Here is a 24,895-nt window from a genome sequence, read left to right on the forward strand (position 1 = left end):
CGTCGTCCCGCCATCAACCCCGTCGGACAGCCACGCACGGACGGAAAGACAATCTATAGCCCCAGGACTCCCGGCACGCGTTCGCGCAAGAATGCGGCACCGGTAATCAGGAACCTCTCGCACCCTCGGTGTCCAACAACATGAACCGTTACATGCCTGTTCGGACTCGACACACCGTCATCGGGTTCCTGAATGGCACCCCTTTCACCCCCGGGAGTGACACCGCACGCCCCTCGGCATGACAGGTTTCCTCCGTTGCCGCGGACACCGGCAGGAACCGAAAATCCGCTACACCAGGCGGCCGAATACCCCAACCGCAAGCGGTGATCTTCATGTCCGGCGGGCAGCATGCCCAGGAAATCCCGGCCGGCGCCACCTGCCATGGCGCTCGGACTGTCCATGGCAGGCCCGCCGCCCCCCCTGTCCCCCGCGAAGCACACTCGCGGTGGGAGCGGACACACTTGGAGGGCGGTGGTTCACCGGGGGACCTGGCCGGGAGCAACCGGGGTGGAAGAGGAGCACGAAGGGCGAGGAGCGGGAGGTACGGGCTACCTCCAGGGGCACTGCAGGAAACTCGCCGTCCGGACGGTTCGCGCTGACTGTGCAGGAGGCCGGAGTCAGCCGAGCAGCTCATAGGTGTACGAACTACTGAGAGAGCAGATCAACGTCGGCGGCGACCAGGTCGTACAGCGACATCCCACCGCCCAGTGCACAGCCACTCCGCTCGTCGCGTTCCTGCGGATCAGGGCATCAACCAGCTCTGGACGGCGACCGGCGCAGTTGTAGAGGCCCCCTTGCCACAGCACCTCGTCCATACGGCTGCCGTCCCCAGGCGGGTGTCATCTCTCGGTCCCGAGCGGCTCCGCGACCGGCGGAAACAAAGAGCGGAAACAAAGGCAGCAGACGAGTCGGACTGTACGCCGGGTATTCCTGACGCACCTTTCTGACCTGCGGCTTCGCGGTTCGGATCGGCTGTGACCTGCTAGGTCGGGTTGCAGAGGCGACCGGAGGCAGTCGGAGGAAACCGCTCTGATTCGACCCCGATTCGAACCGAGCTGCTCGGAGCCAATCAGAGGCAACCGCCCTCTGTTTTGGTCCGAGTCTGCCCAGGTCAGACGGCGTTGATCGGGCTGTGAACCTGCTGACGGCGTTCGGAATCGATCTCGGTCGAGCCGCGATGGGGACGTCTGCCTCCGGCATCGGAGCCAGGCATACGAATGCCTCCAGGATGGCCATCCTGGAGGCTTCGCTGGCACCGATTGGAGGTCGGTACCGGACACCACCCGTGGTTTTAGCGGGCCTGGGTGGCGTCTCTGTCCTTGCGGGACGGCTCCACAGTGCCACACAGCACCTACCAGACAGGTTCTCTCCGACGGCGCTTTCACCCAGGCGAGCGACTGGGCCTTCACCAGCTGCCTACGGCTGCAGCCGATCTCATTTTGCTCGGGGATCTCACCGGCCGCTACGCGGCGGGCAGTTACAGCAGGCTCGCCTCCGACGGCCGGACGGTGTCCCTGCGCGATACCCGTCAGGGCGTGGCCGAACACGGGCACCGGGTCACGGCGGCCATCGCCTGCCATGTCGCTCGCGCCGACGGCACCGTCGACCAGCTGACGCAGCTGTTGCTGCATCCCGAGCACGAGGGCGGGCGGCACGCCCGGAGCATCGCACTGCGGTCCGGGCAGTCACGTGCCCTGGCGTACATCGGTCGCGTATGGGCCAGCGCCTCGGCCGCGGTCAGCAGCACAACGGTGCTGGAATCGCGGCACCACGCGTACGAGGTGCTCGCCGCGCTGCGCGACCGCATCGAGACGTCTCCCTGGCGTGGGGAACGTGGGCGGACCGCGCTGCGGGTACTGCGGGCGCATCTGAACTTCGCCGAGATCGCGGGCGGTCCCCTGCACCACGCCAGCGAGCGGCAGACCGCGGAGGAAGCGGGGATATCCCGCACGACCCTCCGGGTCGTCTACGAGACCGTCCTCAAACCACGGGGCTGGCTGCGACGTCTGCGCGTCGGCCACGGCCGCGAGGGCTCGTCCTGGTATCTCGCCGAGGGCAGCCCCGACCGCCGCAGCATCCCTACTCCGCATTCTCGTTTCCGAACCACTCAGTACCCCCCCGACCCGGCGCTTGGGGAGTGGCCCACCCTTGAGACGGGCACGACGGCCGACCTCGACTCCACTGTCATCGGCCGTCTGATGGGCCACGATGCCTTCGCCCACCGTGGTCTCGGCAGCGCCGCACTGGTGATCATCGGTGCACTGCACGCGCGTGCGGCGCAGACGGTCGCCGAGCTTGTCGGCTCGTCCTCCGTCTCCCGCGCCACCCTCTACCGCACCTTGCGGCGCCTGGCCGACCACGGCCTCGTCCATCACAGCGGTGAGACCTGGACTCTCGCTCCTCGCGCCCTGGAGGGCTTCGGTGACCACCCTCCGGAGGCTGTGGTCGAAGAGATCGCCGGTCCGGCCCGCGGCTGGGAGGCAGTCGCGACGCGGCACGGTACCGCGGGCGTCGCGTCGCGGCGCAAGGCGGTGCACGCCGCCGAGCGCGCGGCGTACCAACGGGCACTGGAGCGGCTGTCGGAGCACCGCAGCAAGGCCCTGGTGATCGTCCGCGACGGGCACCAAGTCGTGGTTCCCGCGCCACGCCCCGACGAGGTTCCCACCGCATGGCACGCCCCGGACGGCTGCGTCCTCGATCCGGTCACCGGCCGCGCCGCTCCCGACTGGCGGATCGCCACCGATGGACGGCTGATCCTCATCACCCCTGCCGACCAGCGCAGTTACGACGAGCTGGCCGCCGCCCATGCCGAAGCCCGCAGCGAATGGGAGTCCGCAGCGTGAACCCACCCCCTCGACCAACGGCCGATCACGACGATCAGGTCACCGCGCAAGCACTGCGGGAGCAGTACGAATCCGGTTCCACCGTGGACCAACTCGTGGCGAGCAGTGGCCTGTCCTACGGCACGGTCCTCAACCGGCTGCACGAGGCCAGGACCGTGATGCGCACGTCGTGGCAGACGCGCCGCATGCGCGACGGGCAAGCCCGGCGCAATCTCGCCGCCCGTCTGCGCCGCCTCTACGAGCAACAGGGCGCCACACTCGCAGAGTTGGCTGCAGCCGGATCCGTGACACGACGTACCGCGCGGCGGCTGCTGATCGAGGCCGGGGGCACTCCCCGTACCACTCAGCAGACACTGCGCATCCACTCCGCAGCCGGTACCGCGCAGCGCAAGAAGCTCGCGCTATCCCTGCGCACACGGTACGAGGCCGGCGCCACAGTCCCGGACCTCGCCGAGGAGTGCAGCTACTCCCTCGCCACCGTCTACCGGCTCCTGCACCAGGCAGGCACCCGCATGCGCCCCAAGCACAACCACGGCCCGGCCCGCACCCCGAGAAGGCGGTCATGAACGCCCCCACACGTATTTCTGTCCGGGTCCAGCAGGTCACGGGTCCGATGGCGCGCCATCCCGGATCCGGCTCCGCAGCACGAGGCCCTCCTCCGTCCGTACTCAGCCGCCTCCGACGTCGGCCTTCTCACCGGCGCACGCAACCCAACGCACCTCTTCCGATTCAGGAGATCAAGCACACGTGAGTGAGAACACCCGTACCAAGACCCTGGCCGCGGCCACGGCCAGCGCCTGGGACGCCTTCGTCATCGTGGTCGGCATGCTCAAGGGCGGCACCGGCAAGACCACCTCCGCCTGGTTCATCGCCCTCTACTACGCGGTCGTCCTCGACCTCCCCACCCTGCTGCTGGACGCGGACGCCACCAGCCAGTCCGCCTACGACTGGTTCAAGGTCGCCCAGGCCGCCGGCTTCGAGATCCCCGCCAACCTGGTCATCGAGCGCTACCCGTTCGACGACATCGCCGAGTACATCCGCACCAAGCGCGCCGAGTTCGGCGCGATCGTGGTCGACGCCGGCGGCGGCAGCGCCCGCATCTTCCACGAGGCTGTTACCGAAGCGAACCTGCTGCTCGTGCCGGTCGCCCCCACCAAGATCGAGCGCCGCAAGCTCGTGGCCACCTTCGACGAGGCCGAACGCGCCGCCGCCCGCAACGAGCACGGCGTCACCGCCCATGTGGTCATGGTGAAGACGGACGACCGCACCAGCCTGCCCGGCCGGGCAAAGGAGCAGCTGCTGGAGCCTGCCCAGGGCGAAGGCATCGGTCCGGACCGCGACGAGGCGTTCCCGCTCGCCGAGACCACCATCCACTCCTGGGTGCACTACATGGAGGCCTTCGGCGAGATCCCCACCGAACTGAGCGAGTACGCCGACCTGATGAAGGAGCTGACCCAGGCATGAGCGAGAAGAACGACAGGCCGAAGCCCCCGGCCCGCCGCACAGCCGGTCGGGCCCTGGGCGGGGCCAAGAAGACGGCCCCGCCACCCCCGCCGCCGACCGCCGAGCTCACGCCCGAACAGTTCGCCGCCGAACAGGCCGGCGCCCAGGGCGAAGGGCATCCGGCCGTCGATGAGGCCGAGGCCCAGCGGCCTTCCACGGCCCCCGGGGAGACCGGGGCTCAGGGTAAGCCGACCATCGACGCCGTACCGAGCGCCCCCGTGCAGGCACCGACCGCCCAGCCGGATCACCCGGGCTCAGGAGTGCCCGCGATGCAGTCTGCTCACTCTGGGCATTCGACGCATGGGCACGGGCAGTTCGCGGCTCATTCTGCCGTGCCCGCAGCGCCTGCGGCTCAGTCCACACAGCTGATGGAGCAGGTTCCGCAGGCCGGTATGTCTCACGCCATCCCCACGACGGCTGGGGTACCACCTACCGCCGAGGTTGCCGTGCGACACGCCGTTTCTCCGGTCCCAGGCGGTACGGCCTTCCCAGTGCGGAGCGACACTCCGGGATCTCACCAGGAGCAGAACGCGCGATCGGAGGCAGCACCCAGCGAGGGAGCCCCGTGGGCTCAGGGACCCGGCCGCCCCAAGGACATTCCCAACACAGCTGCCGTTCTCAACCAGCGCATCATCACGCGCGAGAGCCTCGACTCCTCCGTGCCGGCCGCGCTGAAGCTGAAGAAGCGCATCAAGCGCTTCGCGCTGGACAACGAACTCGACCACCTGCCCATCGGCGACATCGTCTCCGTCGCCCTGGACGAATGGCTCACCGCCCGCGGCTTCTGACACGCCGTACGACACACGGGGTGGCCGCCACTTCGCCGAGTGCGCGGCCACCCCTTCCGCCGACTATCCCGATAGGCCACTAGGCGGCTAACTAGCCGCCTAGTCAGACCGACCGGAGGAACCTCCGTGCCCGATCTCTCCCACCATGCCCGTCGCCTGCGTGACATAGCCGACGCGCTCGGAGCCCAGTCCAAACCCACCGACGATCCACTCACCCCACATCCCGAGACCTCGGCGGTCATCGCCGACCGTCACATCAAACGCGGACAGCTCAACTATGCCGTCCCCGACATCCTCCAACTCCAGCGACGTATCCGCCGCTACAACGCCGACCATGGGACACCCCACGGCGATATCGTCGCCATAGCCCTCGACATCTGGCTCCGCGCCAAGGGCTACCCACCCGATCTCACCCCGTTCAAACCACAGGCTCCATAAACCGCCTGCCTGCCTGCCCGACCCCTCAACTGCCCTGGAATTTCTCGCCCCGCAGTCCTCTGTGCTAGGCACGCCACCGAGGACTGGCGAGATCGACTGGGTTTTACCCCCGTGTCTCGCCGGTAGTTCGGCACTCCGTTGCCGAGCGTTCGCGACTACGAGCACGTCAACGAACATGAGAAACCGTTGGCCCGTCACCCTCGATGTGTGGTGAGGTTGCACCGTGGGTTCTCGAACGAAGCGTCATGAGACACGCAAAAAACGGAAGCGTCACGCTGGTGCAGCGTCACCAGTGTTCGACCCGCACGCGAAGGTGATCATTGATTCGTGGGCCTCGTTGACGGCGCTTATCAAGAAGTTCGATGCAAGCGACGACCCTGCGGCAGCTGTCAGTGAAGCAGTCGACGAAGCAGTCGACGAGTTCGCCTCGAAGGTACGACGCTTCGACCCGATACGGCTCATTGAGGTGGCTCGTCTGGCCTTCCTGCCATTGGTACCTGCAGGAATGATGCCCATCACCGCGGAATCCAGTGCTGCGTCACTCGAACTACTCGCGTTGATCGCTCTTGTGCCTCCGCAGGATGCGGCAGTCGCCACCCCCTCCTGCCATGCTCCGGTCGAAGAGCAGGAAATGAGCCACTTCGTGTCGACGGCGCGGGAAGAGATCGACAAGCTTCTCCACTTGACGCAGCTGCGTTCGTTCGCCGCTACGGATCCGACCGACAAGCTCGCTCTGGTGTCATTGCTCATCCAGGGCGGTGAGGTGTGGATGCGGAATTCCTCCTACCCGGAGATGGTCGAAACGACTAACCACGCACTCCTGGACGGTCATCCGGACGTGCAGGCGGCTCTTGTCACTGAGCTCGGCTTCGACGCCTCTGATGCACTAGCGGTTCTCGGCGCGTGCCACGACCTCCAAGTGGCCGGCATGAACCATCGCATAGACGCAATGCGCGACTCCATGTTCGAAGCGATGGAGTCCACTGAGACCGGGCAAACCGACGAAGTAGTAATGGAAGCCGCACGGTCCAGCCTCATGACGATGTTCGAGCCTGAAGCCGTCGAGGCCACGGTGGCCATCGAAGACGTCGTCAGACATACCGGCATCGCTGAGGACAAGGTCAAAGCAGTCATCGAGCGGTTCCGACTGGATCTGGCAGGAGCGACGCCTTCAGAGGTCGTCAACGCGTTCACCGCCGGCCAGAATCCGCTGCGGACCCGACCGCTCATCGTCACCACTGACGAACGCCTGATGCTGCCCCACCCAGGGCTCCATGTCTTCGCCGTCCGCGAGAATCTGGAGGAGCATCTCAAGACCTCGGCGGCATGGAACAAGTACGCGAAGCACCGTGGTGACCTCCTCGAAGTCCGCACCCGAGACGCCCTGGGTCGCGTACTGCCCGGAGCCCGGTACCGGGACGGGTTCGAGTACTACGTGCCCGCGAACGCCACGGAGGCGGCAAACGCTGACCCGGCGAAGTACACCAAGCGCGTCGAGGGCGACCATCTCGTCCTGATCGACGACGTCGCCATTGTCGTCGAAGACAAAGCCGTCGCGTTCAGTGCATTGTCCCGTGGCGGCAAGAAGACACGGATCCGCAATGATCTGACCGGCATCGTCACGAAAGCCGCCGAGCAAGCTGGTCGGATCCGGGACGGAATCGAGCAGGACGGAGGCCTGCGCATCGAGGACGAGGGGTGGGTAGACCTCAGTCACATCCGCGAGATCCACACGATCGCAGTCAGCCTCGATGACATCTCGCCCGTGCTCACTGCCACCGCGGAGCTGGTGCGGGCGGAGCTGCTCAGCGCCGACAACATCCCCTGGACAGTGTCACTGCACGATCTTGAGCTGATCACGGAACTCGTCGACCGACCCTCTGAGTTCCTGCTCTACCTCCGGCGACGTCGCAACCCGAACGTCACGCTCATGTTCAGCGCACCGGACGAGCTGGACCTGTTCCTGCACTTCGTCGAGGCGGGCCTTTGGGTTGAGCCTGACCCGGCACAGGTGCGCACCGCGTTCCCGTTCATCCCCGAGCCGTCGCCAGCCGAGTTGCGCCGCTACCGCTCACAGAAGCCGGCCATCGTGACGAGCCGCACCGACGCTCTCGACCAGTGGTTCCACACTAAGCATGAGGCGGGTCCCGAAGCCGCATCCGCCCTCAAACCACACATGGCCGCGACCCCAACCGCGTCCCTCGTCGATGAACTACAAGAGCGCAACGTCACGGGCTGGCTGAGCATCGGGGCCACACTCCTGTCCGGTGCCCACACCGCTCAGCACAAGTTCGCTCGCTACGGCGCCGAGCTCCTCAACAACCCCTCACCGAACGGCCAAGGCCGCAGTATCACCATCCCCATCACGGCCAGTGCCGACCCCGCCGAAGGATGGCTCTTCGTCTGGGCTACTCGCCCTGCCGGAGAAGAACCTGCCGCTGCCCAGCAGCGGGTCATGGACTATGTGCGTGCGAAGAAGCACCAGCTCAATCTCCCGCGAGGCGTGGTCTTCCTGTACGACGAACCGACCGGCGACCTCCGGGACATCCTTTACGACGGGCACATCGGACCGCTCGACGCTTCCGTCACCGCGACAGTGAGGACATTGCGGCCCGCCTCGGACTTGCAGCGAACGATCCATCCCAACGCCAAGCACCCGGCGCGCAACACGGGCAGAACCAAGTCCAAGCAGAAAAGACCGAAGCGGAACCGGTAGCCTTCCGGCCCTCAGACGAACGCCGTACCTGAGGTAGCCGCAAGCATCACGCACAGCGCGATCGTGATCGCTAAGGAGCTCAGTGCCTTGGGGCTCCCGATCCTTGGTTCTGCAGAGGCAGAGTTGCTGAGATTGCCGGGAGCAGGCCCAGCGACCTCAGAATACGTCCGGTGTCCGCCCCGTCGATGATCATGTAGGAGCGGGGGCGCCGGGCGTCGTGGGCGTAGGCGTCCATCATGCCCACCACGCTCGGCTTGATCTGGTGGCAGTGCTGCAGAACGAGTAGCTCTGCCGGCTCGGTGAACAGACGGTCGATCTGGTCGCCGTTCTTACCCAGGGCCTTAATGTCCATTGCGCGGGGGTGACCGGGTCCTTTGAACAGCCAGGCAGCCGAAACCTGGTGGCCACGGGCGAACACCCGCGATGTGTAGAGATCGGAACGTTCACCGCCCCAGTCCTTCGGAACGTACGACTCGCCGATCAGCCCGGCGAAGGCGTGTTTCACCACTTCTTCGGGCACGCGCAGGACCGCTTCCCTCTCGGCCTCTGTGAGGGGTGACGCGAAGTCGATCCCGCTGAACTGGCCGATATCGCTGGGGTACACCCGCGCTCCGGACGCTGGGAGCTCGACGGCAGCGTGGTCATCGATGAACGACCTGATGCCGACGAAGACTGGCCTGAGCTCAATTTGCGCCGCGCTGAGATCGGTGACCGTGCCGATCAGGTAGGCCCGTCTGCTTCCGGCAAGGCTCCCGGCCGCGGAGGAGCTGGCGGTTCTTGCCGAGTTGAAAGTGCCAGTGACGCGCACCGGTTCGCCCGCGTCGACAACAGCCGTGAAGCTGACCGGCTTGAAACCCGGGGCATCGTGTTCTCGGTCCCGCTGGAACGCAAATTCCAGCTCAGCGCCGATGATTTGCCCTGCGCGCAGGTCCTGTTCCAGGAGGCACCTGGCGAGCTCACGAACCCCCAACGAGGACAGAACTTCTGCCAGTTCTGTTGCGAGTACGTAGGGCAGCGCCGCCTCGGGCTCGCTTCTGCGAGCGGCCCTGGCCCGCGCGGACTCCGTCCGCTGTTCGCCGAGGAGGGACTGAACCTGGTCCTGGTGGAGGAAGTACGGCTCTAGCGCGATGCGCGTCATCGACAGGGTGATCCTTTAGCTGGGGCGGACAAGCTCAGTGGCTGGCAGCGCTGAGACGGTGTGGGAACAGTCACGGAATGTCCTTGAGCATGCGGAGGAGTTCGTCCACGTCCTGCGGGCGGTCGGTCGGTTTGTGGCGGGTTGCCTTCTCTACTACGGCTCGCCATGGTCCGTTTGCGGGTAGCAGGGAGACGTTCTGCTCGGGACGCTCACCGGTCAGGATGGCTGCGATGAGTCGTCCGATGCTGTAGATGTCAGCACTGGCCGCCACATGATGGGGGTTTCCGGATGCCAGCTCCGGTGCGGCGAATCCCTCGGACCCGAAGCCGGTGCCGGTCCGCGTTCGGTGGGGAACGCTGGTCTCTCCTCGGGGCTGACGGCCCAACCCCCAGTCCGCCACGACCCACTTGCCGTCGAGGAGGAGGACGTTTACTGGCTTGATGTCGCGGTGCATCCGATCATCGGCGTGCGGACGGCGCAGTCCTTCGCAGACCGCTGTGACGAGGTCCCGCAGAGCTCCGGTCTCCCGTCGCAGACGCTCCGCGTGGCTGGCTGCGCTGCCGTTCGCAAGCGGCATGACGAACCATCGACCGTCTGGGGCAGAGTCAAGCACCGGCATGACGTTCGGGTGCTGTCCGTACAGGTGACCGATGGAGATCTCCCGCCCCATGCGGTGCACGGAGTCCTCGTCACCGTAGCGGAGCTGCTTCAGGGCGACGGGAATGCGGGCGTGCTTGTGCACGCCGCCGTAAACAGCGCCCTGGCCGCCCTCAGCGAGCGGCTCCTGGTCCTTTTCATAGTCCGACTTCGTTCCGCGCTTGAGCCACTGCACAGGAGCCCAGGGCTCGACCTCGCCCATGCCGGTCATGGTCTCGTCGGCGAGAAGGACGCGGGCGGCCTCGATGACGTGGTCACGGTAGGCACCGTGCCGTTGTGCTCTGAGGATGGCTTGCAATGGTCGGGCGGCGGGATAGCGGGCTAGCTCGGCGGAAAGGCGGCGTGCTTCGTTGTCCTGAGTGGCCCTTTGGGCAGCGCGCTGGCTGGTGCGCTCTCGCTGGGCCGCATGCAGGTCAGGATGGGGAGCCCAACCACGGGGTGGCAGGACCACGCGGGCGTCGCGGAAGTCGCATTCGAGGACGATGCATCCGTTGCGGGCAAGTTCTGCGGTTATCTCCTCGGCACGGTCGCCGAATGTGGTCACGGCGGACTGCCATCGGCGGGGGCTGGTGGTGGCGAAGGCCCAGTGGCTGTCGGTCATGCCGGGCGGGCGGCGGGGTGCGGGGAAGCCTTCGGGCTCCAGAGTGACGCGCGTGATCTTGGGATTGCCGCGGCGGTCGGTGCTGTAGTCACCATCGGACAGGGGGACTGCGTACGTGGTGAGGCCGGGGTAAACGTTGAGGTGGCGCATGGCGAAGCCGCGTGGGCGGGTTCGGAAGGTGGTCATGTCGGCTCCATGTACTCATTGGCGGTCAGCCAGGCCCGGAGCAGTTCGACTCGTGGGGCGTGCTCGTCGTATCCGACGATGACGGGCTGCTCGTTGTACGGGCTGGAGTCTGAGCTGCGGCGCAGCTTGATGAATTCGCCGCAGGCGTCGATGGCGTAGGACTCCATGTCGTCTTGGAGTGCGCCGACGACGGTGATGCCGCTCTCCCTGCCGATCTGGCCGAGCAGGGCGACCGCCTCGCGGCGGTGCTGCTTGCCGAGGTTGCGGCCGAGTTCGTCGAGAACGAGGACGAGTGGCCGGCCTGTGCCGCTCGCGGCTGCGGCGGCGCACACGAGCTTGATCGCCCGATCATCGATCTGTGCGGTGTTGGCCCGCCGGTTGTAGGGGATGTGCCTGCGTCCGCGGGCGCGCCGCCACATCGGCGTGACCTTCCAGTCCCAGTCCTCGGTGGGGTCGGCCGGCGGTGGAGGTTCGTCGCAGTGGAGCGAGGCCCCGTATCCGCCGTGGGTCATATCGAGCCGGTCGAACGCGGCTGTGACGTCGACCAGCTTCTGCTTGATGGCAGAAGTGAGCGCTCCTCGGTGAGCCCGGCTGGCCTGAACAGCCTCCTCGTGGCCGATCCGTGCGGCGTTCAGGCTCTCGCGGCGTTCCTTGCGCTGAATGGCGATCTGCTGGCGCTCGTACTGGTCGGTGTCTTCGTGCTGGCGCAGGTAGACGTGGAGTGCGTGGCGCAGCCGGGTGAAGACGGCCTGTGCCCTTGTGCTGCTGCCGGGTCCACGCTGATTGAACTCTGCCAGCAGGTCAGTGATTTCCGTCGGCACAGTTTGAGAGGCTGCGGGAGGGAAGCATTTGGATATCGCGGCGCTGATCAGAATCTTGGCTTCTTCCCACCAGTCTTCCGCCGTCCAGGACTGCTGGTTATCCGGCAAGGCGAGTAGGTGCTCGCTGGCGGATTCGAGGGGGCCGTCCCATTGGGCTTGCAGTCCGGCAAGGTCCATCTGCGCTTGTTCCTTCAGGAGGTTTCCACGTTTATCTCGCCGGCCCTTGTTTGATTCGTCGAGGGCATCCTTCTGCTTGTGCAGAGACGTGATTTGATTTTCGCGGACTGCCGCCAAGCGGAGCACCTCATCCCGTTCGGCGCCTGCAGCCGCAATCTCAGGGGTCAGTTTCGCGCGCTCATCCTGGGCGGCCTGATCTTGCACCTGCAGATTTCTGATCTTTCTGGCCAGCTCAACGGTCTCAGCCGCGGCTCGTACGCCCTTCTGCCGGCGCTCAGCGACGGTGACCTGCTGTACGGCAGCCTTCCGCTTCCTCTCGGCCTCCTGGAGGATGTCGGACTGCTGATGGACGCGCTCTCGTGCGGCTGCGATGCGTGCGGCGCGGTCGGTGACGGGTCTGGGAAAGCCGCCGATAGTCACGATGCCCGCGTCGTCTTGGACGCGGTCAGGGTTGGTGTGGGCGGTGACTCGCGTATCCAGGGCCGCGAGGAAGCCACTCAGGTCGTATCGAGGGTCGGCATTGCCTGGGAGGTCAACGTGCCCTGCTCTTGCGGTCAGGTTGGCCGCGATCAAGGTCGAGCCGGGTAGGTCCGCGAGTAGCACACTGGCCTTGTCGAGATCGTGGGAGTCCACGACGGCGGCCTCACGGTACGGCCATAGGGCCGGCTCCCACTTTGGCCGCTGCTGGTCGGTGAGGACAATGGCGTCGAGCAGACAGATGCCGCTGATTCTCTCGGTCGCAAGGACGTCGATCTGCTGCCGGGCCAGGTCTCTGCCGCTCTTCGCGTCCTCCAGGATTGCTTTGGCATCGGACAGCGCCTTCTCCGCCACTCCGACTGCTTTGACCATCTTTTCTAAGTGAGTGTCCGCGTCAGCGCGTTCTTGGTTGGCGGTTGGCTCGTCGCGTCCGTCGGCGTCGCGGGCCTTTTGCCTGGCCTCGCGCAGCAGACCGTCTGCTTCTTCAATCTTCTGTTGCAGCATGGCAACCTGTTTGTCCAGGTCACGGTCGACGCTGTCGAGCCTGTCGAATGTGCTCATCGCAGCTCGCTGCCGTTGTGTGAAGGCCTCGTCGTCGGCCAGCTCCTTCGCTCGTCTGACGAGCTCTTGAACCGTGCGGCTGTCCTGCTCGATCTCGGTGGCGATCCCAGCGATCTCGGCTTGGATGTCGGCGTCGCGCTGGAGGGTGTCGTACAGCCGCCGTGCTATGTGTGACCGCCAGCGGTCAACGGCTTCGACGACCTGCTGGCGTGCCTGGTCGCGGGCGTCGATACCGTCCTCAATCACCTGGGTACGCGCTTCCCAAGTGGTCAGGTCGGACTCGGCGTTGCTGGCTTCCTGGAGGCGGTCGTACTCGTTGCGGCGTGCCTGGCGTTCCTGCTGTAGTTCGTGGTCGATGCCAGTGAGCGCAGCGATTGCCTCGAAGATCCGTCGCTCGGAGATCTCGTTGAGCGGTTGGGCGAGGAGGTTGGGCGCGGCGCTGGCCCGCACCGATGTCGACAGGAACGACACGCATCGCACGTGCTCCCCGTAGAGGGTGCGCGGAAGGTCACGGGCCGCCACGTCCTGCCGTCCGGCCCGCGGGGGCAGGTCCTGCCACACCGAGTCGGCGGACTGTTCCCGTTCGGCTTCACTGTCTCCAGCGGGTAGACGCAGACCGTCCTGCCAGCGCAGTTTCAGCCGGGGCCCTTTCTGGCGGCTGCGGTCGATCCGAATCCACACGGTCAGGGCGCCGGCCTGTAGTTCATCGAGGGATCCGGCGGCGGGCGCGAACACGCCGATGAGGTACCCGTGGTCGGCGTTACCCCAGCGGTCTTCACCGCCAGCATCCTCGGAATTGAACAGCAGGTCGACCGCGGCGGGCGCGCCGGATCCGAATCGCCACTGCTCATCGGCATGCAGCAAGCTGATTTGAGCCAGGAGTGACGACTTCCCTGCCCCGTTGGAGTCCTTCGGCCCTTGCCCGGCCACGGCGATGAGAGTGCCGGCTGCAACCGGGATGGGGTGCGTGGAAAGCCTGGAGATTCGCACGCTCTGAAGGCCGACCAGGACACGGTCACCGACAATGTCTTCAGGCGGCCTATTGCCGCTCATGCACCGCTCCTCGGAGAAATCGTCACTTCTGGGGGTGGCCGAGGTTCCGGCGGACCGTGATCGCAGTGGCGAGCGCGGTATCCGGGCCCACGGCCAGGATCAGGTTCTCCTGCAGTCGTTGGCGCGCGGCCGGAGTGAGCCGGCGTAGCGCGGGCCCAGGAACGTAGGAGGCGCCCGCTGTCTCGCGGTCAGCGGCATGCACCACGCGGCGGACCAGCCCGGCCGCGCGCAGCCATTGCAAGGCATCGGACAGACGCCGCTGCCCGTGAATCTGCGATAGCTTCCGCAGTCGGGTCGGTGTCGTCGGGTAGTTCGACTGCCAGTCGTCCCCGGTCAGGCGTCCTTCTGCCCGGGGGATGGCAACTGAGTGGATCAGCACCAATACCAGCGCGGCCCTTTCCAGCGGTGGCAGTATCCCCCAGCCGCTCGCCACCAGTTCCGCAGCGATGTCGTCCCGGTACCCCGATGTCCAGAGGTAGCCGCCCGCGGGGACAAGCGTGCGGCCGGTCCTGTGCAGCATCTGGTCAAGCAGGTGACGCAGCGCCGCGTCTCGGAGGGCGGGCAGCGCCGCCTCGCTGGCGGGCTCGCTGCCGTACTCAAGTGCGGCCCAGGCTGAGACCAACGCGTCGCGCTGCTTGTCGCCGAGCGGCTGGAGCAGGTCATCGAACAGGCCGTTCATCGGTCCGACTTCCCGTCAGGTCGAGGGGGCGGCAGTTCCCGCCACAGGTCCCGCAGTACGGGGAGATCCTGGTCGGGCCAAGTAGCCGCCCGGGGGCCGAGGCGGACGCTCTGTGCCTCGTCATCGATGTCCAACCATCGGCTGGCATGCAGACGTCGGAACGCTCCCATTCCGAGGCGGTGCAGCACTTCTTTTTCGCGTCCAGGAATGAGCTGGTCCACTACGTCCAGTACCTCGTGCATCGTTGCCGGCTGGCCCGGCCACGGGCTTGCTTGGACGTCGGCCCAGCAGCACCGCAGCGCCGCGGCAAGGACCCGGTTGGTCTCGTTCGGAAATTCCACAGGGAGTGCAGGCATCCGTAGTTCGCGCAGCACGGTTGGCGTCACACCGTCGGGTGGACGGGGTAGCAGCCAGCAGCGCTCACCACTTTGCTCCACCATTCGCAGCATGCCCGCCGGTGTTCGTGTGGCTGCCGGAATGCGCAGCGGACCCTCGGCTCGCGCCCTCGCCCACCAAAGCGCCGCGTCCGCATCACTCACGCGGTCCTCCGTACTCGCTCGAACACACCGGGGGTAAGCCAGGACGGCACGCTGCCTGCCCGTACCTGGACCGGGCCGGACCATGCCAGCCGGTAGCCGAGCCGGTCGTTGTTGCTCGCGGCAGTCAGGTCGGCCAGCAGGCGGCGCGCTGTCACCCAGTCCAGGTCCGACAGAAGGTGTTCGACCGCAACAGAGTCCTCGCCGCTAAGCACCTCTTCGGCAATTGCCGCCAGCCGCTCGGCTTCCGCATCTCTCCATTCCTGGTAGGGCGCCTCCTTGCCATCGGGGACCCGGGACCGCGGCGGCGTCGAACGGTTGCCGGTTGGCTGCGGCCTGCACGCAGCGGCCTCCGCTAGGTCAGCGGCGTCGTGCCATGGGGACGGCGCGTCAAAGACCTGATCAGCCAGAATCGCTGCGAGCTCATCTACGGTTGCCCGCTTCGCGAAGCGCTTCCACATCTCGGGTGGTAGGAGGTTCAGTGCCCGAGAGGTCCCCGCTGCGGCCATCAGGCGTGCCGACGCGTTCGTCGAGGCATCTTCGTAGGCGGCGATCGCCGATCTCAGCTCCCCGCACATGCGGCTGAGTTCTGGCCAGAACTCCAGAAGGATCTCGTGCACCGCGGACGCCTGGTCGATTAGCGACTTCGCGTTCCACAGCAGCGGCGCGCGCTCCCGCAGAGTCTCCACCGTGCCGCTGACGGTCAACGCTACGAGCTCGGCGACGAGGAGCCGAAGCGCCGTGGTAATTCCGACGACGACCTCAAGGGCTTCCTCGGCTGTACTCTCCCCGCCCTCCAGCCTGATCTTCTCCATCGTCAGAAGCTGGTGCAATTCCGACTGGCCTCCGCGGGCCAGCATTCGCTGGACGAACAGCATCGAGACGTAGCTGGTGAACGAGGCCCGGTACTCGCGCTGGTAGGGCTTTTCAAACGCGGGCTGGATCGCGCCAAGCTTTCGCAGGACGCTCAAGCGGTTCTCGATCACATCGTCCGGGAAGGCAGCGCATGCCGCCTTGATCTGCTCAGTTGTCAGCCCGTCCTCACCCGCTCGGGCAAACGCAGCGAACAGCGTGTTCGCCAGGTGGAACAGGGCCGCGTCATCGATCGCCGCATTGGCCTGGCGCGCGAGGACAGCGACGATCTGCTTGAACACAGAAACGACGGTCTGCTCTGCCGCCGCTGTATCCAGTTCAAACTGCTCGTCGACCATTGAACCGTTCCTGGTTGTGCCCTGACTCTAGGTGGGAGTTCCAGCTGCGGTGTTACCCAGACGAGGTGGAACTCCGTTGGGCATTTGAGGGATGAGCATCTGTACAGGGGAAGTTGGCACTGCAGGTTGATCCCGCCACCCCCAGCCACTCACAGCACGTAGGGTAGCCGATCTGATAGACAAACCATGGGCAGATTAGCGATCACGGTCAGACCCTGGGGCGCGATCGACACCGAGGTCGTGGCCACGACTGCTGGCCCATCTGAGCGTGCGGCAGTCCGTCCGTATCGGCGAACTGGTTCCACTTCATCACTGCCGGACCCCGCCTCACCACAGGACGACAGGGATCCCTCGCACTGATCACGCTGGTCCGATTACCAGATCAGTGCGGGACCACGACCTTGCCTCAGGCCGTCTCCATGACTCAGTAGGCAGGTCCGATCCACCCCCTCGAGTCGATGCGGAGACGCCTCCCACTTCCTGCCCCCGTTCGGGGACCCTTGCACCCTGTGCTGCGTCAACTCACGGAAGGGGCCTTGCTTCCGTGGTGTCCGAACTTCCACGTCGAGGCGACACGGGCCTCTACGATGTCGGTTCGGCCCGACAGTCTTCTGGAGCACCATGCGCCTCGCACACATCAAGATCGATAACTTTCGCGGGCTCAGCCGGGTTGACATCCGCCTCTCCCGCTTTGGTTGTCTGATCGGCGAGAACAACGCGGGGAAGTCGTCTGTGTTCCAGGCCTTGAACATCTTCTTGCGCTCAGCCGCCGTCACGGAGGCCGATTTCCTCAATCCCGCCCGCCCCGTTCGCATCCAGCTAAGCTTCTCCGAAATCCACGAGGCTGACCTTCAGCGCCTGGAGGACAGCCACCGCTCACGTATTGAGCCAGAGGTTAGCGACGGCCGCCTCACCTTGGCCCGGACGTATGCCAGTCCGGGCAAGGGCTCCATGTGGGTAGTCAAGAAGGTGCCCAGCGATGCCCGCTTGCGGAAACCAGCTCTTGAGGAGGTACTCCGCCCCAAGATCTCCGCTGAGGAGATGGAGGCGAACGTTCGAGGCGTCTACCCAGAGATCTTCGACAAGCTGTCCGGCAAGATCACTCGTGTGGCCGTGAGACGAGAGTGGGCCGAACTCGTCGCCGCTCTCCCGGAAGGCGCCTACAGCACGGGCGACGATCCCCTGATGACCGGCCTGGACAAATCGGTGGCTCCATTGCTGCCGGAGCCCATCTACATCCCAGCCGTGAAAGAGCTGAACGACGATCTCAAGACCACGTCATCAGCGACGTTCGGTCGGCTCCTGTCCCTGCTGTTCGAAGACATCGAGCATCAGCTCCCTGAGCTGGAAGCCTCTTTCGACCAACTGCGGAACCAACTCAATGTGGTGGCGGAGGAGGACGGCAGCGAGTCGGACCGGCGGCTGCCGGAGGTGCGCCAGATCGAGACGTTGATCCAGCAGAACCTCCAAGAGTCCTTCCCTCGTGCGAGTGTGCGTCTGGAGATTCCGCCACCCCGACTTCGCAGTTTGCTGGAGGAGGCCCAGATCGCCATCAACGACGGCGTCAGTGGCCCCTTCAAGACCAAGGGAGACGGTCTGCGCAGGTCGGTGGCGTTCGCGATCCTGCGTACGTACGTAGACCTCAAGACTGCACGGCCTTCGCAGCCCGACAGCGCCCAGCAGCCCTGTCTGCTCTTGTTCGAAGAGCCGGAGGTCTTCCTCCACCCGCAGGCGCAGCGCAAACTCTTTGAAGCCCTGACGATCTTCTCGCACTACAACGACGTGCTGGTCAGTACTCACTCGTCTGCGTTCTGTGCCCCCGGGGCAACCGGTACCTTCGTGAAGGTCGTCAAGGACCACACTCTGGACCCGCCGGCCAGCCGGACCTGTGTGATTGACCTGTCCGACATGAACGCACGGGACCAGTTCGAGATCATCACGCACGAGAACAACGAGGCCGCCTTCTTCGCCAACTCCGTTCTGCTCGTGGAGGGTCCCAGCGACCGAACTCTCATTCCCCATATCGCGCGCACCCTCAGCCCCCAGTGGGATTTCGAGAAGCGCGGTGCCGCGATCGCCAAGGTGGAGGGAAAAGGAAGCATCGAGCGGTACCGCAAGTTCTTCCAGCGCTTCGAGATGCGGGTCGCAGTCATCGCTGACCTGGATGCCGTGCTTGACGGCTTCGACAAACTGGGCGCCGGCGAAAAGTGCCGTGAACTGCGTGATCGGCTCGTGTGCCGGGTCACGGAGTTGGTGGAGGAGGAGGAATCGGATGAGGTTTCCAGCAGGACCCTCAAGGGGATCCGTACCAGCGGCAGCGCACGGGAGCTGTGGCGGCAGGCCAAGATCAAGCAGGAGGAGCACGCCCAGGGACTGTGCGGGTTCGACGAGTTGAACGCCGCTGTAGATGCCTTCTTCGCCCGCTCAGCTTCAGGCGCGGCGCGCAGGATCCTGGAGGAAGCCAGTGACCCTGAGCTAGAGAAGATGAAGCTGGACCTGCTGCGAATGCTCCGTGAAGAGAACATCTACGTGTGGGAACGTGGGGCCATCGAGGCCTACTATCCGGACTTGCAGACGAACGAATCGAACAACAAGAACGACCGTGCTCGCACGTTCTGTGAGCGGTACACCACTGCCGAAGCCATCCGTGGCCTGCCTGTCTTTAAAGACTCCGCTGGTTGCGAGTTCGACCTCATCTTCGAGGCATTCTTCGGAACGGGGGAATCGCCCCCGGTTGAGATTCCCGAGCAGGCTGCAACAGAGGGACCTACAGTTAAGCTCGGGGAAACATCTACAGTTGAATGACTCAGACGCTTCTCGGTTGTGTACGCCGCCTCGGAGAATCTCAGTACGCCCCGGGTCTTTCCGGTTCGAAGGTGCCAACCGCAAAGCCACCTTCCGCTTTTGGCAGTGAATTTGATTGCGCCCCCCATTACCGTCTTCGTAGCCCCGCAACGGGGCTCTGTTAATGGCTTCCATTAGGGGTTTGCGTTCAGTCTGCGGTCGCTGTCGATGGGGCAAGCTACAGCAACGCGACGTTAACGGGTAGGAAAGATGCTGCCACATTCCTGTCAAACTCGTTAACGTCGCTACCGACGCCTATTGAGGGTTGCTTGCCGCCAGGTCGTTGAGCACGGCGTTGACTGTGGACCAGCAGAGGTCGGCTGTGTCGAAGTCCGCGCTGTGTTTGGCTCGCTTCTCTGCAAGGGGGTGGACCAGGTTGCGGTAGGTCCGCAGCATGTCCGAGGCCATTTTTGCGTCTTGATCGATCCACTGGTTGGTGTGAGCGTGCTGAATGAGCTCCTGCAGCCGTGTGTCGCGGGCGGGCCGGGCCAGCGGCACGGTCGCGGGCCTGACGTCAGCGGCGTGGACGAGGACGCCTTCGAGGAGACTCCCGAGCATGATGACGGCGGAGGTGTAGGCGCCGTGTTCTTGGCAGATACGGGCTTCGTCGAGGCGTAGCTGAACGGCGCGGGCCAGGTCGGAGTCGGAGACGATGTCGGTGATGGCTACCTTCAGCTCTACGCGCTGAGGGCGAGGGGGTTCGTCGGGGTCGTACTCGATGAGAACCGGGGTGCCCTTGCGGTAGTCGACGCGGCGGCCTTCGAGGGCGAGGACTTCCTGGAGGCGTTGGATGACGGCGTCGTAGTCGGCGAGTTGTTGTTGGTATTCGCGCCGGTCGGCCAGGCGCAGGATGACGAGCTCGGTGTCCCCTGCCTGGTCTTCCTGCCGTTCGCGCAGGATGGTGTGGACCCAGCGGTGGCGCGGGCTGCCGTCGTGGTCGGGGACGTCTTGCCAGCCGGCCCTGCGGAGGAACGGAGCGAGTTCCCAGCCGGCTCGGCGTTTCATGCCCGGCTCGTCTCCGCAGATCATGGCGGCGAGTTCTTCGAGCGTGCTGTCGTCGAAGTTGTCCATGTCAGTGTCCCTCGCTGTCTTCGTCCGGTTCGCCGTCATAGGGGTCCGCGTCTTCATCGGGCTCGGCCTCGGCCAGGCCGACCGGAGTCCAGGTCAGGTCTGTCAGTGCGTCGTCGCCGGTTGTCTCGCGGACGGTGCTCGGGTGGATGCCCAGTTCGGTCAGGCGTTCCCACAAAGGCTCCAAGGCCTCTTCGGGTGAGAGGGCGAAGGCGCTGCTGCGTATGCGCCAGAACGTCCAGCCGGCACGCCGTAGCTCCCGCTCGCGCTCGGCGTCGTCTTGGATCTGCTTCGGGGTGGAGTGGTAAGGGCTTCCGTCGCACTCGACTGCGAGGCGTCCGTGGCCTCCCGTGACGACGAGGTCGATGCGTTTTCCGTTGACTTCCCACTGGGGTACTACGTCGTAGCCGCGTTCCTTGATGCGCAGGAAGACGCGCTGCTCGAAGAGTGAGTCGAAGGGCTCGCAGTGGCGGTCCGCGCTGACGTTGGCGGGCTGGTGGGGGTGTGTGTACGGCGGTGGCGGGCTGACCATGTAGGTGAGCAGGGAGCGCCGCAGGTCCTTGCTGCTGAGCTGGTCGGCGGTCATGGAGTGGAAGAGCCACATCTGGTCGCGAGCGCGGCTGGCGGCCACGTTGAAGCGTCGTTCGTGGTTCCGGCCGGTCGCGGCGATGGCGTTGGCTCCGTCGACGACCATCGACAGCAGGATGACGTCGCGCTGGTCTCCCTGGAACTGCTCGGGGGTGCCCACCTGGATGCTATGGCGTTCACGGGCAGACACGTCGATGCGCTGGTCGACGAGGTTCTGCACCAGGCGGGTCTGGTCGCCGTGGCGCAGGATGATCACGCCGATACTGCGGTCGGCGTAGGCCGGGTCCTGGGTGAGGCGGTGCAGTTCATTGACGACGGCCTCTGCCTCCGGCCGGTTGATGAGTTTGTCCCGGCGTCCTTCGCAGTGGCCCTCGGGCACGTGGACGACCTTCAGCGGCGGGAGGCGGTCGGAGCCGTGCTGACGCAGCAGGACCAGTTGGTTGTCGGGATAGAACTGCATGGAGGACCACTTGATGATTTCCGGCATGCACCGGAAGTGCTCCGTGAGACGGATCACTTCGGTGAAGCGGGACTGCAGCAGGTCGTACAGGTTGGACTTGGGGTCGAAGCCTTCGCGCTGCCAGGGTTCGAGGGCGGCCATGCGTTCGTCGAAGATCTGGGTGATGCGGTCGTGTTTGCTGCCGCTGTAGAACGGGGCGCACTGGCGGTCGTCTCCGACGACGATGATGCGCGGCGCGAGCCAGAGCAACAGCAGGCCGTCCAGGCCCACTTGGCTTGCTTCATCGACGATGACGACGTCGAAGGAGTCCGGTTCGGGGCTGATCGTTTCCGCTACGCGGTTCAGCGGCATGATCCACGCCGGCACCGCTCCTTGCGCTGTCTGCATGGCTGAGCGCGCGTGGCGTTGGTGGCGTTTGCCGTACTCGGTGGTTCCCTGGCCTGCGTTGGCTACGGCGCTGGAGTAGGCCGCCAGGGCTTGTTTGTGTTTGGTGGTCATGCGGCTGACGCAGTGATGTGCTGCGTGGTCGCAGACCAGCTGTTCGACAACGTCGTGCAGCCGGGCTTCGATCTGGGCCAGTTCGCCTTCGAGCTGCTCTTCGCGTCCCGGGAGCAGGTGCGTTTCCAGGAATTCCTGTGCCTGCCGCCAAGCCCAGGCCTGGGGCAGGACCGCGAACCGCGAGCGCCAGTGCGCGGCGAGGGGATCGCCGGCGAAGTCCTTGGCGAGATCGGGATGGGCCTCAGCAAGGCACTGGAAGATTTTCCCGGTCTCGCGCCGGTCTGCCTCACGCTGGTACGCCACGGCCAGTGCGTCCACCGCCAGTGCGTAGGCATGCGCATCTCGGGCTGCCGCGGCATCTGCCGCGTGCTGGAGCTCTTCGACGCCATGTGGGTGGGGTTGAGGAAGACTCTTGAGGATCTCTTCGAAGCGCTGTGTTGCGGTCCTGATGTACAGGAGTTGGCGGGCCTGAGCTGTCGCATTTCGGATGTCGCACCACTGCTCGGCGGTGGTGACCGGTGTCTGGATGCCGTCGGCCAGCAGTGTTGCGTGGACCTGGCGGATGACCTCCACGCAGGTGTCGATGGCCTGCAGGATGGCGGCCCTGTCCAGGAGTTCGGACGTCAGTAGTTCGGAGGTGTCCTGTCCGACGGCCGATCCGACTCCGGTCCACCGGCCGCGCAGGGTGCGGGCGTGGGCGCGCATCTCCAGATGCCGTACGACCGCGATGATGTGGTCTCGGCCGGCTGGCGCCATGCCTTCTACTCGGCACTGTTCGAGGAGGAAGCGGGCTTGTTTGACGACAGCCGGCCGCGGCCATCGCGTGTTCAGTTTTCCGGTGCGCAGGACGTGCTGCTCCAGATTGCGGCCCGCGATCAGGAGTTCCTTCTCCTCGCTTTCGGAGAGGCGGGGGGTCTCCACTTCCAGGAAGGAGGCGGCGGCTATCTCGTCGTGGGTCTGCTGTGCACGGTGTGAGGCGTTTCGGATGCTGTCCCACGGTTGCTGCCACCGCTGGGCGATGCCGTCCTGCAGGGCGCGTGTGGACCAGGTGTCCGCCTGCCAGGAGGCGGGGTCCGCGGACAGTCCTACTCTCTGCAAGGCCTGCTGGGCTCGGTCGAGCAGCGTTTCCAGCGCCGTGAGCCGCGTATCACCGTGGTCCGCCAGCGTCTGTGCCAGGGGGGTGACGGGCTCGGGGCCGAGAGCCTGTTCAGCTGCCTGGAGTTCCGTGATGCGGCGGGAGACATCCGTCGGATCGGGCAGAGTGGCCGGGTCGGGGCAGTACTGAATGTGGGCGTCGAGGATTCCGGGGCCGTGCTGGGTGACGAGCAGCCACAGCCGCTGAGCTTCGTCCGCGGTCAGGGGCGGGACCTGTGCGGCCTGGGCATCCAGCGGCGGCAGCCACTCGTACTCGACTGCGCCCTGCTCCACTGCCTTCACGATGTCGTCGAGCCGTCCCCGGTATCCTGGCGCGATCTCGGGGTGCTCGTACCACTCGACTTCACGTACCTGCCGCAGGCTGTCCCGGACTCTGGCCTGCTGGGCCATGAGCTGGCGCCTCTGGGTCTGAGCGTCGTCAATGCGGTGCTGGAGTCGATCGAGGTTCGTTGTCGCGTTCAGGTGCGCCAAGGCTGCCAGTGACTGGCTCAGATCGGAGTTCCCGCCCTGCCACTGATCGCTCTGGATCACGCACATGCTGCGCAGCTTGGCCGGAAGCTGGTCACGCAGCACATTCAGGGCCTGGCTCTTGGCGCTGGTGACCAGGACTCGCTTGCCGTCGGCGAGGAGCGCGGCAATCAGATTGCTGATGGTGTGCGTCTTTCCGGTGCCCGGCGGGCCCTGGACCACGACGCTGGTGTCGCGCTGCAGTCGGTCCAGGACATCGCGCTGGGCCGCGTTGGTGATCATCGGGAACAGCGGATCCGGTCCCAGCGCCGGCGGCACAGAGCAACTCCTGCTCCCCCAGGCCGTTCTGTGCTCTGGTTCGAGGTCATACAACAACTGTGCGAGCCCCAGAGGAGCTTGTGCTCCGGGACGTTTCAGCGCTCGGGCGATGCTCTCGTAGAAGCCGAGCACGGAGCGCTGGCTGTGTTCGCGCAGGATGAGTGCGGGCGCATGATGCAGTGATCGCACCTGGGGTTCGGCGGTCAGATCTGGGTGCTGCCCGGTTGGGTCGAACGGGAGCACTCGGTCGACCCCGAAAGCCCGCTGCGCCCACGAGCGCACGGCTTGTGCCGCCCGGTCGGACAGCGGGCGGAAGGGGACATCCTCGACAGCGGAGCGCACGACCCCCAGCAGCTCCGACGTGTAGCCGTCGGACTCGCTGAGGAATTCGGTGTCTTCCAGACGGCCGGGGTGATCCGGCAGCAGAGAAACGGTCACGTTGATCGATGCCGGCTCCACTGTGAGGGTCACCGGTGTTGTCACGATGTGCCGGCGGACCCGGGCCGAGGGACGATCGGCCCCGAGCTGCAACAGACCTACGGCCAGGACCACTTCGAAGGTGTCGCTGTCCTGCTCGACCCTCTTGGCCATCCGGTACAGACGCTGGTGCAGTCGCCGCTGGGGCTCGGCCGCCAGCTCTTCCTGCGCCCATCGCATCCATTTGGCGGCCCAGGTCTCGTACGCCTTGCGTTCGGCGGAGCTGCCGCTCTCCAGGGCCAGCTGGTCTTCCTGCGCACCAGCCTGGACTTCGTCGGCCAGTTGACGCTCATTCGACGTGTCGTCGATCAGTCCGGGGGCCTGCGGACTAGCCGTTGAGGCGGCCTCGGTGGACACCCTGCCAAGCAGGATCGCTGGCAGCTGCGGTGGTTCTTTGGGCGGACGGTGTTTGACGACCATGATGCGAGGGTCGGCGTCCGCAGCACGCCGAACGGTCCCGTCGGGGACATCCGCGAGCCACACCGTTTCCAAGTACTTGTCACAGTTTCGGATGGTCTTGGAGACGGCGCCCCGCACCAGCTCCTGCAGACAGTCGATCAATACGCGAGTGTCGCGGACGGCTTTGGGATCGCTGCCATCTCGTACTGCCGGGCGGGCCATCACATCCCCCAAA

14 protein-coding genes are annotated in these 24,895 nt (G+C 65.7%); 7 read left to right on the plus strand and 7 right to left on the minus strand.

Going from position 1 to position 24,895, the window contains the following annotated elements:
* Positions 1 to 1,439 precede the first annotated feature (1,439 nt).
* The 6 genes from ACIRR9_RS10980 to ACIRR9_RS11005 all read left to right on the plus strand — a co-directional run bounded on the left by ACIRR9_RS10980 (position 1,440) and on the right by ACIRR9_RS11005 (position 8,288).
* On the plus strand, positions 1,440 to 2,843 hold the full coding sequence (locus tag ACIRR9_RS10980) for a transcriptional regulator (RefSeq protein ID WP_403749852.1): 1,404 nt from the start codon (positions 1,440 to 1,442) through the stop codon (positions 2,841 to 2,843).
* Entirely contained in the window at positions 2,840 to 3,409 is a 570-nt protein-coding gene (locus ACIRR9_RS10985; RefSeq protein ID WP_403749854.1) for a helix-turn-helix domain-containing protein, read from the plus strand. Before ACIRR9_RS10980 ends, ACIRR9_RS10985 begins: the two co-directional genes overlap by 4 nt.
* 181 nt (positions 3,410 to 3,590) lie before the next feature.
* Entirely contained in the window at positions 3,591 to 4,307 is a 717-nt protein-coding gene (locus tag ACIRR9_RS10990; protein ID WP_403749855.1) for a ParA family protein, read from the plus strand.
* Between the two features lie 530 nt (positions 4,308 to 4,837).
* The gene (locus ACIRR9_RS10995; RefSeq protein WP_403749857.1) at positions 4,838 to 5,134 is read left to right on the plus strand and encodes a hypothetical protein; all 297 of its coding nucleotides are present in this window, start codon (positions 4,838 to 4,840) and stop codon (positions 5,132 to 5,134) included.
* Between the two features lie 126 nt (positions 5,135 to 5,260).
* Positions 5,261 to 5,572, plus strand: coding sequence for a hypothetical protein (locus ACIRR9_RS11000; RefSeq protein WP_403749859.1), 312 nt, complete (start codon positions 5,261 to 5,263; stop codon positions 5,570 to 5,572).
* A 292-nt stretch (positions 5,573 to 5,864) separates the two neighbouring features.
* The gene (locus ACIRR9_RS11005) at positions 5,865 to 8,288 is read left to right on the plus strand and encodes a preprotein translocase subunit SecA (RefSeq protein WP_403749861.1); all 2,424 of its coding nucleotides are present in this window, start codon (positions 5,865 to 5,867) and stop codon (positions 8,286 to 8,288) included.
* 79 nt (positions 8,289 to 8,367) lie between these two features.
* Here the strand turns inward: ACIRR9_RS11005 and ACIRR9_RS11010 are convergent, their stop codons facing one another.
* The 5 genes from ACIRR9_RS11010 to ACIRR9_RS11030 form a co-directional block, all read right to left on the minus strand.
* Positions 8,368 to 9,426: a hypothetical protein gene (locus ACIRR9_RS11010; RefSeq protein WP_403749863.1), complete on the minus strand. Its 1,059-nt coding sequence runs from the start codon at positions 9,424 to 9,426 to the stop codon at positions 8,368 to 8,370.
* Between the two features lie 70 nt (positions 9,427 to 9,496).
* The gene (locus tag ACIRR9_RS11015; protein ID WP_403749866.1) at positions 9,497 to 10,870 is read right to left on the minus strand and encodes a serine/threonine-protein kinase; all 1,374 of its coding nucleotides are present in this window, start codon (positions 10,868 to 10,870) and stop codon (positions 9,497 to 9,499) included.
* The gene (locus ACIRR9_RS11020; RefSeq protein WP_403749868.1) at positions 10,867 to 13,959 is read right to left on the minus strand and encodes a hypothetical protein; all 3,093 of its coding nucleotides are present in this window, start codon (positions 13,957 to 13,959) and stop codon (positions 10,867 to 10,869) included. Before ACIRR9_RS11020 ends, ACIRR9_RS11015 begins: the two co-directional genes overlap by 4 nt.
* Before the next feature lie 22 nt (positions 13,960 to 13,981).
* A complete protein-coding gene (locus tag ACIRR9_RS11025) occupies positions 13,982 to 14,638 on the minus strand; it encodes a hypothetical protein (RefSeq protein WP_403749870.1) in 657 nt (218 codons plus the stop codon).
* 535 nt (positions 14,639 to 15,173) lie between these two features.
* Positions 15,174 to 16,385 carry a hypothetical protein gene (locus ACIRR9_RS11030; protein ID WP_403749872.1) on the minus strand — a complete coding sequence of 404 codons (1,212 nt, stop codon included), beginning with the start codon at positions 16,383 to 16,385 and terminating at the stop codon, positions 15,174 to 15,176.
* 621 nt (positions 16,386 to 17,006) lie between these two features.
* Between ACIRR9_RS11030 and ACIRR9_RS11035 the strand changes: the two genes are divergently transcribed.
* Positions 17,007 to 19,190: an ATP-dependent nuclease gene (locus ACIRR9_RS11035; RefSeq protein WP_403749874.1), complete on the plus strand. Its 2,184-nt coding sequence runs from the start codon at positions 17,007 to 17,009 to the stop codon at positions 19,188 to 19,190.
* Between the two features lie 294 nt (positions 19,191 to 19,484).
* Here the strand turns inward: ACIRR9_RS11035 and ACIRR9_RS11040 are convergent, their stop codons facing one another.
* Positions 19,485 to 20,300: a hypothetical protein gene (locus tag ACIRR9_RS11040; RefSeq protein WP_403749876.1), complete on the minus strand. Its 816-nt coding sequence runs from the start codon at positions 20,298 to 20,300 to the stop codon at positions 19,485 to 19,487.
* A gap of 1 nt (position 20,301) precedes the next feature.
* Positions 20,302 to 24,822 (minus strand): AAA domain-containing protein, encoded by a 4,521-nt coding sequence (locus tag ACIRR9_RS11045; protein ID WP_403749878.1) that lies wholly within the window; start codon positions 24,820 to 24,822, stop codon positions 20,302 to 20,304.
* Positions 24,823 to 24,895 lie beyond the last annotated feature (73 nt).

Origin of the sequence: Streptomyces sp. NPDC101234, assembly GCF_044767525.1 — a bacterium.
Lineage (GTDB): Bacteria > Actinomycetota > Actinomycetes > Streptomycetales > Streptomycetaceae > Streptomyces > Streptomyces sasae.

Excerpts from the sequence above, each read along its gene's own strand:
- ACIRR9_RS11010 (WP_403749863.1), bottom strand. The coding sequence starts at position 9,426 with ATGACGCGCATCGCGCTAGAGCCGTACTTCCTCCACCAGGACCAGGTT.
- ACIRR9_RS11015 (WP_403749866.1), bottom strand. The coding sequence starts at position 10,870 with ATGACCACCTTCCGAACCCGCCCACGCGGCTTCGCCATGCGCCACCTC.
- ACIRR9_RS11020 (WP_403749868.1), bottom strand. The coding sequence starts at position 13,959 with ATGAGCGGCAATAGGCCGCCTGAAGACATTGTCGGTGACCGTGTCCTG.
- ACIRR9_RS11025 (WP_403749870.1), bottom strand. The coding sequence starts at position 14,638 with ATGAACGGCCTGTTCGATGACCTGCTCCAGCCGCTCGGCGACAAGCAG.
- ACIRR9_RS11030 (WP_403749872.1), bottom strand. The coding sequence starts at position 16,385 with ATGGTCGACGAGCAGTTTGAACTGGATACAGCGGCGGCAGAGCAGACC.
- ACIRR9_RS11035 (WP_403749874.1), top strand. The coding sequence starts at position 17,007 with ATGCGCCTCGCACACATCAAGATCGATAACTTTCGCGGGCTCAGCCGG.
- ACIRR9_RS11040 (WP_403749876.1), bottom strand. The coding sequence starts at position 20,300 with ATGGACAACTTCGACGACAGCACGCTCGAAGAACTCGCCGCCATGATC.